General features: G+C 66.2%; 16 protein-coding genes and 1 pseudogene. 5 read left to right on the top strand and 12 right to left on the bottom strand.

Annotation, left to right across the window (positions count from 1 at the left end; all coding sequences use genetic code 11):
- Nucleotides 1-39: 39 nt before the first annotated feature.
- Both CWS39_RS24330 and CWS39_RS24325 read right to left on the bottom strand, forming a co-directional pair.
- Nucleotides 40-714, bottom strand: a complete 675-nt coding sequence (locus CWS39_RS24330) for a class I SAM-dependent methyltransferase (protein WP_199178286.1) — start codon at nt 712-714, stop codon at nt 40-42.
- A gap of 10 nt (nt 715-724) precedes the next feature.
- Nucleotides 725-2203 (bottom strand): glutamate-cysteine ligase family protein, encoded by a 1479-nt coding sequence (locus CWS39_RS24325; protein ID WP_102145461.1) that lies wholly within the window; start codon nt 2201-2203, stop codon nt 725-727.
- Nucleotides 2204-2288: 85 nt separating this feature from the next.
- On the opposite strand from CWS39_RS24325, the gene CWS39_RS24320 reads away from it, so the two are divergent.
- Nucleotides 2289-3434 carry an acyltransferase family protein gene (locus CWS39_RS24320; RefSeq protein WP_102145460.1) on the top strand — a complete coding sequence of 382 codons (1146 nt, stop codon included), beginning with the start codon at nt 2289-2291 and terminating at the stop codon, nt 3432-3434.
- A 34-nt stretch (nt 3435-3468) separates the two neighbouring features.
- Entirely contained in the window at nt 3469-3822 is a 354-nt protein-coding gene (locus tag CWS39_RS24315) for a CD225/dispanin family protein (RefSeq protein WP_102145459.1), read from the top strand.
- Here CWS39_RS24315 and CWS39_RS24310 read toward each other — a convergent pair.
- Nucleotides 3810-4592, bottom strand: coding sequence for a class I SAM-dependent methyltransferase (locus CWS39_RS24310; RefSeq protein ID WP_431306179.1), 783 nt, complete (start codon nt 4590-4592; stop codon nt 3810-3812). The two genes, CWS39_RS24315 and CWS39_RS24310, sit on opposite strands and share 13 nt — an antisense overlap.
- A gap of 42 nt (nt 4593-4634) precedes the next feature.
- On the opposite strand from CWS39_RS24310, the gene glpK reads away from it, so the two are divergent.
- Complete coding sequence (gene glpK, locus CWS39_RS24305) at nt 4635-6161, top strand: glycerol kinase GlpK (RefSeq protein ID WP_199178285.1); 1527 nt, start codon at nt 4635-4637, stop codon at nt 6159-6161.
- A 62-nt stretch (nt 6162-6223) separates the two neighbouring features.
- Here glpK and CWS39_RS24300 read toward each other — a convergent pair whose 3' ends face one another.
- The 6 genes from CWS39_RS24300 to CWS39_RS24280 form a co-directional block, all read right to left on the bottom strand.
- The gene (locus CWS39_RS24300) at nt 6224-6922 is read right to left on the bottom strand and encodes a PadR family transcriptional regulator (RefSeq protein WP_102145458.1); all 699 of its coding nucleotides are present in this window, start codon (nt 6920-6922) and stop codon (nt 6224-6226) included.
- Between the two features lie 115 nt (nt 6923-7037).
- Nucleotides 7038-7211 (bottom strand): hypothetical protein, encoded by a 174-nt coding sequence (locus CWS39_RS28960; RefSeq protein ID WP_158240392.1) that lies wholly within the window; start codon nt 7209-7211, stop codon nt 7038-7040.
- 68 nt (nt 7212-7279) lie between these two features.
- Nucleotides 7280-7645 (bottom strand): hypothetical protein, encoded by a 366-nt coding sequence (locus tag CWS39_RS24295; RefSeq protein ID WP_102145457.1) that lies wholly within the window; start codon nt 7643-7645, stop codon nt 7280-7282.
- Between the two features lie 103 nt (nt 7646-7748).
- A complete protein-coding gene (locus tag CWS39_RS24290) occupies nt 7749-8270 on the bottom strand; it encodes a PadR family transcriptional regulator (protein ID WP_102145456.1) in 522 nt (173 codons plus the stop codon).
- Between the two features lie 45 nt (nt 8271-8315).
- Nucleotides 8316-9833, bottom strand: a complete 1518-nt coding sequence (gene lfrA / locus CWS39_RS24285; RefSeq protein ID WP_102145455.1) for an efflux MFS transporter LfrA — start codon at nt 9831-9833, stop codon at nt 8316-8318.
- Nucleotides 9834-9856: 23 nt separating this feature from the next.
- Nucleotides 9857-10429 (bottom strand): TetR/AcrR family transcriptional regulator, encoded by a 573-nt coding sequence (locus CWS39_RS24280; RefSeq protein WP_233213670.1) that lies wholly within the window; start codon nt 10427-10429, stop codon nt 9857-9859.
- Nucleotides 10430-10553: 124 nt separating this feature from the next.
- On the opposite strand from CWS39_RS24280, the gene CWS39_RS24275 reads away from it, so the two are divergent.
- Nucleotides 10554-11879: a carotenoid oxygenase family protein gene (locus CWS39_RS24275; RefSeq protein WP_102145454.1), complete on the top strand. Its 1326-nt coding sequence runs from the start codon at nt 10554-10556 to the stop codon at nt 11877-11879.
- Here the strand turns inward: CWS39_RS24275 and CWS39_RS24270 are convergent.
- The 3 genes and pseudogenes from CWS39_RS24270 to CWS39_RS24265 form a co-directional block, all read right to left on the bottom strand.
- A pseudogene (locus CWS39_RS24270) lies at nt 11876-12220 on the bottom strand (helix-turn-helix transcriptional regulator); the annotation flags it as partial. The gene CWS39_RS24275 and the pseudogene CWS39_RS24270 sit on opposite strands and share 4 nt — an antisense overlap.
- Complete coding sequence (locus CWS39_RS30375; RefSeq protein ID WP_431306180.1) at nt 12166-12321, bottom strand: hypothetical protein; 156 nt, start codon at nt 12319-12321, stop codon at nt 12166-12168. The gene CWS39_RS30375 and the pseudogene CWS39_RS24270, both read right to left, overlap by 55 nt.
- Nucleotides 12322-12370: 49 nt before the next feature.
- A complete protein-coding gene (locus CWS39_RS24265) occupies nt 12371-12997 on the bottom strand; it encodes a TetR/AcrR family transcriptional regulator (RefSeq protein ID WP_102145453.1) in 627 nt (208 codons plus the stop codon).
- A gap of 99 nt (nt 12998-13096) precedes the next feature.
- Between CWS39_RS24265 and CWS39_RS24260 the strand changes: the two genes are divergently transcribed.
- The gene (locus tag CWS39_RS24260; RefSeq protein ID WP_102145452.1) at nt 13097-13747 is read left to right on the top strand and encodes a DUF998 domain-containing protein; all 651 of its coding nucleotides are present in this window, start codon (nt 13097-13099) and stop codon (nt 13745-13747) included.
- Nucleotides 13748-13848: the final 101 nt, after the last annotated feature.

The following is a 13848-nucleotide window of genomic DNA, read 5'->3' as shown; positions in this document are numbered from 1 at the left end:
CTCGATAACGACAGTGTCGCGGGGGGTTGCGGTCAGGACCTATGCCTTGTGCGCCGACAGCAGGAACGCCGGGAACTTCATCCGGCCCTTCTCGTCGGTGCCGTGCGACGGCATCTCGAACGGCGCGTCCGGAATCGCCATTGCGTTGGCGTGGATGAACGCCGACCGGATCTCGTCGATCTGCCAGTACTTCGACACCGCCGCACGCAGTTCCGCCTCGTCGACCTCGTGCGGTTTGGGCTCCATCTCCGCGGGAAACGCGCCCTTGGCGAACACCAGGATGTAGTACGCGGCGCCGGACGCGGCGGCCCGGTGCACCGAGCGCAGGTAGCCGTCGCGACCCTCGATCGGCAGCGAGTGGAACAGCGTGCTGTCGATGACCGTGTTGAAGCGGCCGTCGTAACCCGTGAACGACGTGATGTCGGCCTGCACGAACGATGCGTTGGCCAGGTTGCGTTCCTGCGCCGCCTTGTTGGCGGCGGCGACGGCCGTCGGGCTCAAATCGATGCCCACCACCGTGAGGCCGTCGGCGGCCAGCGCCAGTGACAGCTCGGCGTGCCCGCAGCCCGCGTCGAGCACGTCGCTGCGGAACTTGCCCGCCCGGTGCAGTGCGGCCAGCTCAGGCTGCGGCTCGCCGATGTTCCACGGCGGTGGTCCCTCGAAAACGCCTTGCCCGCGATACGCGTTGTCCCAATCGATCACGTCTGAAGTCATGGCACCCAACCTACGCGGGCGACTCCCACATGTGGACCGGCTCGTTGCTGTGCATTCCCTGGCAGTATCGCCGCAGCATCTCGGCCAGCGCGTCGGGCCGGGTCATCCCCTGTTCCTGCAGTGCGGCCACCGTTGCCACCTGCCAGGCCGACCCGTTGCGACCAGTCTTGGCGCGGCCTTCGATGACGCCGAGATAGCGGTCGCGCACTTCGACCGCCACACCCCACCGGCGCAGCCCCTCATGCGCCATCGGCAACAGCTGACGCAGCACCAACTCGTCGGGCGTCACCTCACCCAGGCCCGGCCAGTACAGCCGCGCATCCATGCCGTGCTGGGCGGCTTCTAGGAAATTCTGTTGTGCCGCAGAAAAACTCAGCTTCGTCCACAGCGGGCGGTCCTCTTCGGACAAGCTGCGCAACATGCCGTAGTAGAAGGCCGCGTTTGCCATCATGTCCAGCACCGTCGGCCCGGCCGGCAGCACCCGATTCTCCACGCGAAGGTGCGGACGCCCCTCCACGACGTCGTACACCGGGCGGTTCCACCGGTAGATCGTGCCGTTGTGCAGCCGCAATTCCTGCAGTCGCGGGGTGCGTCCGGCGGCCAGCTCGGCGACCGGATCCTCGTCGGACAGTTCGGGAAGCAGCGACGGGAAGTAGCGGACGTTCTCCTCGAACAGGTCGAAGATCGAGGTGATCCAGCGTTCGCCGAACCACACCCGCGGCCGCACCCCTTGCGTCTTGAGTTCGTCGGGCCGGGTGTCGGTGGCTTGGGCGAACAGCTCGATGCGGGTCTCCGCCCACAACTGGTGGCCGAAGAAGTACGGGGAGTTGGCGCCCAACGCCAGCTGCGGCCCGGCCAGCACCTGCGCGGCGTTCCAGTTCTGCGCGAAGTCGGCGGGGGAGACCTGAAGGTGCAACTGCATGCTGGTGCACGCAGATTCGGGCGCGATCGACTCCGTTTGCAGGCTCAGCCGCTCGGGGCCGGTGATGTCGATGAGGATGTCCTCGCCGCGGGCGGTGAAGATCGACTCGTTGAGCGCCTGATAGCGCGTCGATTCACTCATCCACCGCCCCGTGAGGTGTTCGGGCATCAGCGTCGGCAGGATTCCAATCATCACGATGTGCGCGCCGTTCTGGTTGGCCTTGGCTTCGGCGGCGTTGAGGCTGGCCCGCACGTCGGCCTCCAACTCCAACCCGGCCCGGCCGGGCAGCGGCCGCGGCGGCACGTTGAATTCGATGTTGTAGGCGCCTAATTCGGTCTGATACGCCGGATCGGCGATCGACGCGAGCACCTCCTGATTGCTCATCGCGGGCTGATAGTCGCCGTCGACGAGGTTGCACTCGATCTCCATGCCGGTGAGCGGACGTTCGAATTCGAAACTGGATTGGGCGAGCATGGTTTCGAAGACGTCCAGGCACAGCTGGACCTTGCGCCGGTATTCGCGGCGGTGTGCGAGGGAAAAGTCGGTCTGCTTCACTTCTTCGCCCACAACGCCGATGCAACAGCGTCTGTGACGCGTGCGCAAGAAAATCGCGGTATCCGTGTGTCGGCGGCCCGGTAGTGTGACAAGCCCGATGAGCTCCACTACGGACGTCGACCAGGGCGGGCTCGAAGCTGTTTCCACCGTCGACCGGGTGGCGTCGCTCACCGGTGTCCGCGCGGTCGCCGCTCTACTCGTGATGGGCACGCACGCCGCCTACGGCACCGGCACGTACAACCGCGGCTACCTCGGACTGGTGTTCGCGCGCATGGAGATCGGGGTGGCGGTCTTCTTCGTGCTGTCCGGTTTCCTGCTGTTCGGACCGTGGGTGCGCGCGGCCGCGACGGGCGCCGACCCACCGCGGGTGCGCCGCTATGCGCGAAATCGCTTCCGCCGCATCATGCCTGCCTATGTGGTGGTGGTGCTGGCCGCATTCGTGGTGTACGAGTTCCGTTATGCCGGCCCCAATCCGGGCCATACCTGGGCGGGCTTTCTACGCAACCTCACGCTGACCCAGATATACAGCGAGAATTACTTCGCCAAGTACATGCACCAGGGGCTGACCCAAATGTGGAGCCTGGCGGTGGAGATCGCGTTCTACGCGGCGCTGCCGCTGCTGGCCTATCTGCTGCTGGTCGTGCTGTGCCGACGACGCTGGCGCCCGGGGCTGCTGCTTACCGGGCTTTTTGTGCTGGCTGCGGTCAGCCCGCTGTGGCTGGTGGTGCTGTACACCACGTCGTGGCTACCCGGCGGGGCCGGGTTGTGGCTGCCGCACTACCTGATCTGGTTCGTCGGCGGGATGGCACTGGCGGTGCTGCGGGCGATGGACGCGCCGTGCCCGGCCTTCGCAGCGCTTCCGGTGGCGCTGGTGAGCTATCTGATCGTGGCGACGCCCATCGCCGGCGTAGCCACGTCGGTGACCCTGGGCCTGCGAGAGGACGTGGCCAAGACCATGTTCTACGCGCTGATCGCCACGCTGGTGGTGGCGCCGCTGGCGCTGGGGTCGCAGGATTGGTACGCGCGGCTGCTGGGCAGCAGGCCGATGGTGTGGCTCGGCGAGATCTCCTACGAAATCTTTCTGGTGCACGTGATCGTGATGGAGTTCGCGATGGCGTCGGTGCTGCGCTGGCACGTCTACACCGGTTCGGTGGCGGGCCTTTTCGGGGTGACGCTGGCGATGTCGATACCGGTGGCGTGGCTGCTGCACCGGTTGACTGCGCCATCGGCGTCGCGTACGTAGGTTCGAAGTTGTCTTCTCACGTTAGGAGTTCACGATGACTCAGCCTTCGTCCGAGGCGTCGCCGCCCGAGCAGCCCACCGGTCCGGTAAGCGCACCGACGCCACCTCCACCGTCCGCGAACGCCGGCTGGGCGGTGGCGGCGCTGCTGTTCTTCTGGCCGCTGTCGTTCTCCGCGTTCAGCCACGCGTTCAACGTGTATCCGCTGTGGGCGTCGGGCAACTTCGCCGGCGCCCAGTACGCGTCGGATCGGGTGCGGCGGCTCGGGCAGCTCTCGCTGTGGATCTTCGGCGGCCTGCTGCTGTTGTTCGCGATCCTGTACGCGATCTTCCTGGTGGTGCTCATCGCGCAGGGCGGCGACTGGGGCCACCACGGGCGCTACCGCGACTGACGGGCCGCCACCACGATCTGCGGGTTCAGGCCGCCGCCGCGCAGCTTGACTGTGATGTTCGGGTCCGCGTGCGCGGCTAGTGCGCGCAACGCCGACGGGCTGTAGGCGCGCAGCGAGCTGATCAGCCCGTCGTGCACGAACGGGATGAACGGGGCGAGCGGCAGCATTGTCGCCAATCGCAGGAGGTGCAGCGGCGCGGGCGGCCGGGACATGTCGATGATCAACAGCTTGTCCGCGGCGCGGGTGCCTTCTTTGATGACCTGGGCCGCCGCCGTCGGCGGCAGGTGATGAAAGGACAGCGCGAACACCGCGAGGTCGAAATAGCCGTCGGGCGCATCGATTGCGGTGGCGTCCATTCCGCGTACGTGCGCGCGTGGGTGGCTGCCCAGGTCGGTGGCCTTCATGGCCTGCACCGACGTGGCGTCGAGGTCGGTGACGGTCAGCTCGGCGGTGGGGTGCTGTTCGAGCAATTTGCGCGACAGCGCGCCGTGGCCGGCGCCGAGTTCGAGGATCTTGGGATCGGGGACGTCGGCCACCTCGTCGAGCGCGATGCGGGCGAACTTCTCGTGGTTGCCGAAGAATTCGCCCGCCCACTCCAGCGCCCGGATGACGCTGCGCTTGACCTTGTCATCCACGTCATCGCGGTCGAGGTATTCGAGCCGGTCGGTTTCCAGTTGGCGGTCCAGGCATGAGGCGTGCGGCCCGCCGCGGGGCATGCTTTCAATGTCGTTTTCAATGTCGTTTTCAATGTCGACGATTTGGCCGGGCATGTACGCCATCATGGTCGAGTTGCGTCAGGGAGGGAGCGCTTAGTGGCCGAGATCCGCGAGTTCGTAGCAGCGATAGACCAGGGCACCACCAGCACGCGGTGCATGATCTTCGACCACGACGGCGCGGAGGTCGGCCGCCATCAGCTCGAGCACGAGCAGATCCTGCCGCAGGCCGGCTGGGTGGAGCACAATCCCGTCGAGATCTGGGAGCGCACCGCGTCGGTGATCATGTCGGCGTTGAACAAGACCGGTCTGGCGGCGGGCGACCTGGCCGCGCTGGGCATCACCAATCAGCGCGAGACGTCGCTGGTGTGGAACAAGCACACCGGGCGGCCGTACTACAACGCGATCGTGTGGCAGGACACCCGCACCGACCGCATCGCATCGGCGCTGGACCGTGACGGGCGCGGCGATGTGATCCGCCGCAAGGCGGGATTGCCGCCCGCGACGTACTTCTCCGGCGGAAAGGTGCAGTGGATCCTGGAGAACGTCGACGGCGTGCGGGAAGCCGCCGAAAAGGGCGAGGCGCTGTTCGGCACCGCCGACAGCTGGGTGGTGTGGAACCTCACCGGCGGACCGCGCGGCGGGGTGCACGTCACCGACGTCACCAACGCCAGCCGCACCATGTTGATGAACCTGGAGACGCTGGACTGGGACGACGAACTGTTGTCGTTCTTTGGCATTCCGCGTCAGATGCTGCCGTCGATCGCGCCGTCGTCGTATGAGTCCGCGTACGGGATCACGCGCGACGACGGGCCCGTCGGCGGGCAGGTGCCGGTGACGGGGATTCTGGGCGATCAGCAGGCGGCCATGGTCGGGCAGGTGTGCCTGGAGGCGGGGGAGGCCAAAAACACCTATGGCACAGGCAATTTCCTGCTGCTGAACACGGGCGAGAAGATCGTGCGATCGTCCAATGGGTTGTTGACGACGGTGTGCTACCAGTTCGGTTCTGCGAAACCGGTGTATGCGCTGGAGGGGTCGATCGCGGTCACCGGGTCGGCGGTGCAGTGGCTGCGCGACCAGTTGGGCATCATCAGCGGCGCCGCGCAGAGCGAGGCGCTGGCGCGGCAGGTGCCCGACAACGGCGGCGTGTACTTCGTGCCGGCATTCTCGGGATTGTTTGCGCCGTACTGGCGTTCGGATGCCCGCGGCGCGATTGTCGGGCTGTCGCGGTTCAACACCAATGCTCATCTGGCGCGGGCCACGCTGGAGGCGATCTGCTACCAGAGCCGTGACGTCGTCGATGCGATGGAGGCCGATTCCGGTGTGCACCTTGAGGTTTTGAAGGTCGATGGCGGTATCACCGCCAACGACCTGTGCATGCAGATCCAGGCCGACGTGTTGGGTGTGGACGTGATTCGACCGGTCGTCGCGGAGACCACGGCGCTGGGTGCGGCCTATGCGGCCGGTTTGGCCGTGGGCTTTTGGGAGAACGCCGACGACCTGCGGGCCAACTGGCAGGAGGACAAGCGCTGGACGCCGACCTGGAGCGACGATCAGCGCGCCGCGGGCTATGCGGGCTGGCAGAAAGCAGTCCAGCGCACGCTGGACTGGGTCGACGTGTCGTGATTTGTGTGCGCTTAGGAGCGGTGATCGCTCTGCGGTGATCGCTCCTAAGCGCACACAAATCGCTAGTCCTCGCCGAGGACGTTGTACACCTCGCGGCGGGCGCCGTTGAGGATGTCGATGATGCGCTGCTGCTGCTCCTCGGATGCGGTGAAGGACGACTGTCCCACCGCGCCGATCAGCTGGCCGAGCGCAGTGTGCAGGTTCACGTGCGCGGGATCTATCCCGTCGGCGATCTCCTCCCACGGCGGCGTCTCGACCTTCTCCGCGGCGGCGCGGCCGTCCTCGGTCAGCTCGAAAAGCCTTTTGCTGCCCTCACTTTCGGTGCCCTCTATGAGGCCCTCGTCAACCAGCAGCTGCAGCGTGGGGTAAACCGAGCCGGGGCTGGGCCGCCACAGGCCGCCGCTGCGTTCGGCGATCTCCTGGATCATTTCGTAGCCGTGCATGGGACGGTCGGCCAGCAGCGCGAGGATGGCGGCGCGCACGTCGCCTCGTTTACCGCGGCCCCGCCCGCCGCGGCGCCCCCGCGGGCCCCCGCCGAAGCCGAAATTGAAGCCGGTGCGGGGGTCGAAGCTGAAGCCGCCGCGACCGGGCCCGAAGCCACCTGGCATTCCGGGTCCGAACGGGCCGCCGGGGCCCGGGGCGTGCTCGCGTAGATGCTCGCGGAACTCGCGGCGCGCCTGGCGCCGCTGTTCGTGCAGGAGGCGGCGCTGCTGGGGGCCGAAGCCGAAACCGCCGGGTGGAGGGGTGAATGGGTCGTTCATTGTCTGTGTTCCTTCTTGTGCCAGGAAGCACGGGATGCGCTTCCGATATTTCAACGATATATCGGAAACTATCGCGATGCAACGTCGCGGTGGCGCATCCTCAGTTAGGGCCTCATTAGGAAACGAACTGGACTCCGCTGTCTTGGCCCTTCTCACACCTGACGTCGACGCTCCACGTGGTGCCCGTCTGGATGCCCGGGAACCACAGCTTGTGTTGCTGGTAGGGCTGCAGATAGAAGGAGACGTGCACCGGCACACCGGCCCGTTGGGAATGGCCGAGTACGTGCACCAGCCGTGGCTGGGACCGGTGGCGTGGCCGTCGCAACGTGCGTCACGACGGCCACGCGGAAAGGAGGCTCAGTACGTCGGGTTGAAGTAGTCAACGCCGCCGACGGGGCATTCCACCTTCGCCTTCCACACTGTTCCGGTCTGAATGCCCGGGAACCACAATTTGTGGCTCTGGTCCTTCTGCAGGTAGAAGGGCACCTTGTACACCGGCAGCGGCTTGACGGTCTGCCAGCCGAACCACGGTTCGGCGCTGTAGAAGCACAGGCCTTCGCTGCCGGTGGATTTGATCTCGACCGTGACGCCTGCGACGTCGCTGGTCGTGTTGAGGTCGGTCGCCGCCTGCGCGGCGCCGGCGCCCAGCAACAGCATCGCCGGGGCTGCCGCGCCGACGGCCGCCGCGCCGAGTGCAGCGATGATCGATTTCTTGTTCGTCATTTTCTTGCTCCTTTGGTGTGGTCACGGCTCCGGTTGAGCCGCTCTCACGGGTAGGAGCAGCAGCGGCCCGTCGCTCTGACACTTTTTGACCGGGCGGGCCGATTCAGTCGCGCGCGTCGATCTCCTCGACCACCCATCGCGCCCATTGCGCCTGCATCGCCTCGAGCCGAAGCCCGTACTCCAGCGCGGCCCGGCCGTAGAAGGAGATGTCGTCGTCACTCCAAGAAATCGCGTCGCGCAGCTGCTCGAGCCGGTTGAACTCGGCATCGGCATAGTCGGCGAAAGCCAACATGTGCTCGCGGGCCTTCTCCCGAGGTATCTCACTGAGCAGGAACACGCGCAGCAATTGCGAACTGCGGGAAGGGGGATCGTCCTGCGGATGGGTCATCCAGCGCAGCAGCTCCGCCCGCCCTGCGTCGGTGACGCGGTACTCCTTGCGGCCGCGGGGTCCGACCTCGCTGACCTCGATCAATCCGGCGTCGGCGAGCTTGTTGAGCTCGCCGTAGAGCTGGCTCTGGGTCGCCGGCCAGACGTTAGCCATCGACTTTTCGAACCGCTTGAGCAGGTCGTAACCGCTGCCCGGGTGTTGGGCCAGCAGCCCCAGTGCCGCCATCCGTAGACTCACCGGACGGATATTACGTCCACTCCTGACAGGTCAGAGCTGAAACGTTCAGGGCTTACGGAATGCCATGCCGACGACCACCGCGGCGATGAGCGTGAGCGTGGCACCGATGACGGCCGTCGGCGCGATCCCCGAATCGAATGCCAGTCGCGCTGACTCGAGCAGCTGTTCGCCGACCGGCTGCGGAAGCGTCGCCGCGACGGATGACGCGCCGCCGATGCTCTCGGCGGCGTCGGCCGCCTGGGCGGCGGGCACACCTGCGGGTACCACGACGTTCGCGCGGTAGAACGCGGTGAAGATGGTGCCCAGTGTCGCGGTGCCGACGACCGCACCCAACTCATAGGCCGTCTCGGACACCGCAGAAGCCGCGCCGGCCTTCGCCGGCGGCACGGACGCCACAATGGTGTCGTTCGACATCGTTTGCGAGATACCGACACCCAGTTCCAGCACCACGAACGATGCAACGACCGCCGCCACCGTCAGGTCGTGACGGAACAGCAGGATCAGCAGGAATCCGATCGAGACGAACACCAAGCCGGTGATGATAAGGGTCTGCGGGGCAAAGTATTTCGCGAGCTTCACCACACCGATGCCGGCGATCATGGACACCACCGCCCCGGGCAAAGTCACCAAGCCCGCCGCCAACGGACTGAGTCCGAGCACGAGCTGCAGATGCTGGGAGGCGAAGAACACGAACCCGATCAGGCCGACGATGGACAGAAAGTTGGCCAGCACCGACGAGCTGAACGGTCCATAAGTGAACAGCTTCATGTCGAGCATCGGTGTCGCACTGCGGTTCTGGCGCCGCACAAAGGCGGTTCCCGCTGCCACTCCCAGCGCGAAGGCGAGGGCGACGACGACCGACAGCCCGTCGTGGGCGGCCACCTTGATCGCCCAGACGAACGGCAACATCGCGGCCAGCGACAGCACCACGCTGATCGGGTCCAGCGGACCCGGATGGGGGTCGCGCGACTCGGGCACCAATCGCGGCGCGAGGATCAACAGCGGCAGCAGGATCGGCACTGCGACGAGAAATACCGAGCCCCAATGGAAATGCTCCAGCAGCGCGCCGCCGACGATCGGTCCGAGGGTCGAGCCCGCGGTGAAGCATGACGCCCAGATCGCGATCGCCAACCGGCGCGCGGAGGCGTCGACGAAGATGTTGCGGATCAACGACAGCGTCGCCGGCATCAGCATCGCCCCGAACACGCCCAGCGTCGCGCGCGCCGCCACCAGGTACTCGGCGCTGGGCGCGAACGCCGCCGCGGCCGACACCACGGCGAAGCCGGTGGCGCCGATCATCAACAGCCGGCGTCGGCCCACCCGGTCGCCGAGGCTGCCCATCGCCACCAGAAGTGCCGCGAGCACAAGTGAATAGACATCGACGATCCAAAGCTGGACCGACGCCGACGGGCGGAACTCCTCGGCGATCATCGGCAGTGCGAACGCCAGCACGGTGTTGTCGATCGCGATCAGCAACACTGGCAGCATCAGCACGGCCAGCGCCACCCACGCACGGCGCGGGGTGGTGGCGGGTGCGGTCGTCAGACCGACGCGCGTTGACATCAGTTCTCCTGTGGGCGAATGGTTTACGAGTCAGGCTTGATGGAGCCTTCGGTGAGGCTCGTCATGATGGCGTCGACGATCTGGTGCTTGGGCAGGCCGTCCTCCTTGGCGGCCTGATACCCGGCGATCACCAACGCCCAGAAGACGCGTCGCGTCCAACCGGGTGGCGTGGCTTCGTGGCCGGCGGAGACGCGGGCGAGCACTTCGATGATCTTCTCGTCGCCGGTATCGAGGTGAGCCATGAGTTCCGGATCCGCTGTGACCGTCGGCTCGGAGTAGATGAACGGAACGATCGGGCCCAGGTCGAGCTGCCCCTCGACGACGCGGCGCAACGCGTCGATCGGCGGCCCGTGCGTGGGATCGGCCGCCTCGATGGCGGCATTGCTCAGGGCGTGGACATGCCGGGCCAGTGCGCGGATCAGATCTGCGCGCTCGGGAAAGTAGCGGTGCACGGTGGTACGGCCGACCTCGGCGGCCGCGGCGATATCCGCCAAAGTGGCCACCGGATTGTCGGCGAGCACGGACATCGCCGCATCCAGAATCGCTTTGCGCGTTCTGCTGCGGGTGCCGCTCTCGAGGGTGTCCGGATATGCCACGGTCCGTAATGTAACACACGTACCTATTTTTGGAACAATTATGTTCCATAATTAGGTCAGTCTTGACATGTCATAACTGGAATGTCACCGTAGTGGTGAGCGTCCCCACGAGAAGGAGACTCCAATGGCCGAAACGACCGAAACTTCAGCCCTGCCCAGCACCGGGCAGTTCTTCCAGCGCGGCAACTTCGCCCCGGTGCCCGATGAACTCACCGAGTTCAACCTGCCCGTCGAGGGCGCAATCCCGCCCGAACTCGACGGCTGGTACCTGCGCAACGGGCCGAATCCCCGGCAGGCGACCGCACACTGGTTCACCGGCGACGGCATGATCCACGGCGTTCGCATCGAGAACGGCAAGGCCGCCTGGTACCGGAATCGCTGGGTGCGCACGGACAGCTTCAACGAGGACTTTCCGCTCTACAACGCCGAGGGCACCCGCAACCTGCGCTCCAGCGTCGCCAACACGCACGTCGTCAACCATGCCGGCAAAACCCTGGCGCTGGTGGAGTCGTCACTGCCCTACGAGATCACCAACGACCTGGAAACCGTGGGCGTCTACGACTTCGGCGGCAAGCTCATGGACTCGATGACCGCACACCCGAAGATCTGCCCGACGACGGGCGAGCTGCATTTCTTCGGCTACGGCAACATCTTTCAACCGCACGTCACCTATCACCGGGCCGACGCCAATGGCGAGCTGACCATCAACCGCCCGCTCGACGTCAAGGCGCTGACGATGATGCACGACTTCGCGATGACGGCCGACCACGTCGTCTTCATGGACCTGCCAGTCGTATTCAACCTTGACGTCGCGCTCAGGGGTGACGGCGACATGCCGTACCGCTGGGATGACGACTACGGCGCCCGGTTCGGCGTGCTGCGCCGCGACGACCCATTCGGCGACATCAGGTGGTTCGACATCGACCCGTGTTACGTGTTCCACGTCGCTAACGCATACGACGAGGGCAATTCGATTGTGCTGCAGGCCGTTCGCTACCCCGAACTATGGCGTGACAGCGGTGGATTCGACGCCGACGGTGTGCTGTGGAGCTGGACGATCGACCTTCAGTCCGCAACAGTGACCGAGCGTCAGCTCGATGACCGCGGCGTGGAGTTCCCCCGCATCGACGACCGGCTGGCCGGCCTGTCTGCGCGCTACGCGGTTTCGGTGGCCGGCAGCAGCCTGCTGCGCTACGACCTCGGCACGGGTCAGGCCGTCGAGCACTCGTTCGGAACCGGCGGCCCCGGCGAGGCGGTCTTCGTGCCGTCGACAGCCGGGCCTGCCGACGAATCCAACGGCTGGTATCTCGGCTACCTCTACGACCCGCAGCGCGACGGCAGCGATCTGGTGATCCTCGACGCCTCGGACTTCGCAGGTGAGCCGGTCGCGAAAATCAAGCTGCCGCAACGAGTCCCGTACGGGTTTCACGGCAACTGGATCAGCGGCTAGCCCGTCGCCCGGTGGGTTTTCGGGCTCACCCCGTACGCCCGCTTGAACGCGCTGCTCAGCGCGAACGGCGTCGAGTAGCCGACCTGGCGTGCGACCGCGGCGATGGTGGCCTCGCTGGTCCGCAGCAGGTCGGCCGCAAGCGCCAGCCGCCAACTGGTCAGGAACGCGATCGGCGGCTCACCCACCAGCTCGGTGAACCGGCGGGCGAACATCGCGCGCGACGAGCCCACTGCCGCAGCAAGATTCGCCACCGTCCAGGGATGCGCGGGGTTGTTGTAGATCAGCTTCAGCGCGGGACCCACGATCGGGTCCTGCTCGGCGTGCCACCAGGCCGGAGCGTTGGCGTCTGGCAGATGAGCGACAGTGGTGCGTCGTCCTCGATACGCAGCGACCACGGCGGATCCATCATCATCCGCAGGACGAAGGCGCCCCGCGCTCGCACACCGTCGAGCAGGCCCACTACGGCGTCCACGCGGGAAGCTTATCGCCGACTACGTCCGGTACGCGGCCAGGAAAACCCGCACCGCAGCGGAAACATGGCGGTCGACGTCGATATCGGCCGACACCTGCGGACCTCCGCAGAACAGGGCTTGGTCGATACACCGGCCGACGACCAGGAATGCGAAATGCTCTGCAGCAGTGGACGGTTCGGGCACGTCGAGGAGTCCGCGCTCATGCAACCTGGAAAAGCATGCCGCGAAGGCGTCGAGCATGCGCGCGGGCGCCTGGTCGTAGTACAGCCGCGCCAACTCGGGCATCCGGTTGGCCTCACCGACGATCAGGCGGCGCAGCTGCACCACGGGCTCTTGCAACACCGCGCGCAGGTAGTCGCCGGCGAGCGCTTTTAGGTCTGAGCCCAGGTCGGTGGTGTCGGCGAGTTTCGCGACGCGGTCGAGGAAGGGCGTGACGGTGCCGTCCACGGTGGCGTCGACGATGGCCAGCAACAGCTCCTGCTTGTCACCAAAGTGCTTGTAGACCGTCTGCTTGGACACCTCGGCCGCGGCGGCGATGGCATCGACGCTGGTGCCCTGGTAGCCGTTGCTCAGGAACAAGTCGCGGCCGGCCGACAGAATCGTCTGCCGTTTCAGGGCGGATCGCCCCGGTGTTTCGCCCGGCATTTCAGCACCTCCCACCAAATTGGGTACTAGACAGTCTAGTTCCGACGCGCCTAGAGTTCGGTACTGGACCGTCTAGTTCTATCGATTGCGAGGCGCACCATGACTTCCGTCGGGACTCCACCGCTGCCGGTACGGATCACCAAGTCCCTGCTGGGCTACGGCGTCATCGCGGGCCCGATTTACGTGATCGTCGCGGCGGCGCAGATGGCCACCCGCGATGGATTCGACCCGACCCGGCATGCGGTCAGTCAGTTGGCCAACGGTGACTGGGGTTGGATCCAGATCGCGAACTTCCTCGTCGTGGGTGCCATGACCATCGCTGCGGCCGTCGGCATTCGTCGCGCACTCGGTCGGGGTCGCACACCCGTTTGGGCGTCGGGACTGCTGGGCGCCTACGGCGTCGGCCTCGTCGTCGCCGGCATCTTCCGCGCGGACCCGTCGGACGGGTTCCCGCCGGGCACACCATCCGGCATGGGTGAGGTCAGTTGGCACGGCATGGTGCACTTCACGGTGGCCGGTCTCGCGTTCGTGTGTCTGGTCGCGGCCTGCTTCGTGATGGCCGCCTGCTTCGCGCGAACCGGAGAGCGGGGCTGGGCGTGGTTCTCCCGGATTGCCGGTGCGTACTTCGGTCTCAGTTTCCTTGCGATGATGTCCGGCTCCGGCGCAGCGATTCTGGCGTTCACTGCGGCCGTGGTGCTGGTGTGGGCGTGGCTGTCGGCGGTGTCGGTCAAGTTGTATCGGGGGGCGTAGACGTTCGCGTATACGCCGCAGACGTTCGGCGATGGATCGTCTCGCCCATCCGGGCTTGACTGCTGGCATGGTGTGTCCTGGAAGCTGGATCAGGCTTGCGG

It is taken from the genome of Mycobacterium hubeiense (genome assembly GCF_002838065.1).
Taxonomy (GTDB): domain Bacteria; phylum Actinomycetota; class Actinomycetes; order Mycobacteriales; family Mycobacteriaceae; genus Mycobacterium; species Mycobacterium hubeiense.
The sequence above is the reverse complement of the archived record's forward strand: the minus strand, read 5'-3'. Positions and strand labels throughout refer to the sequence as shown.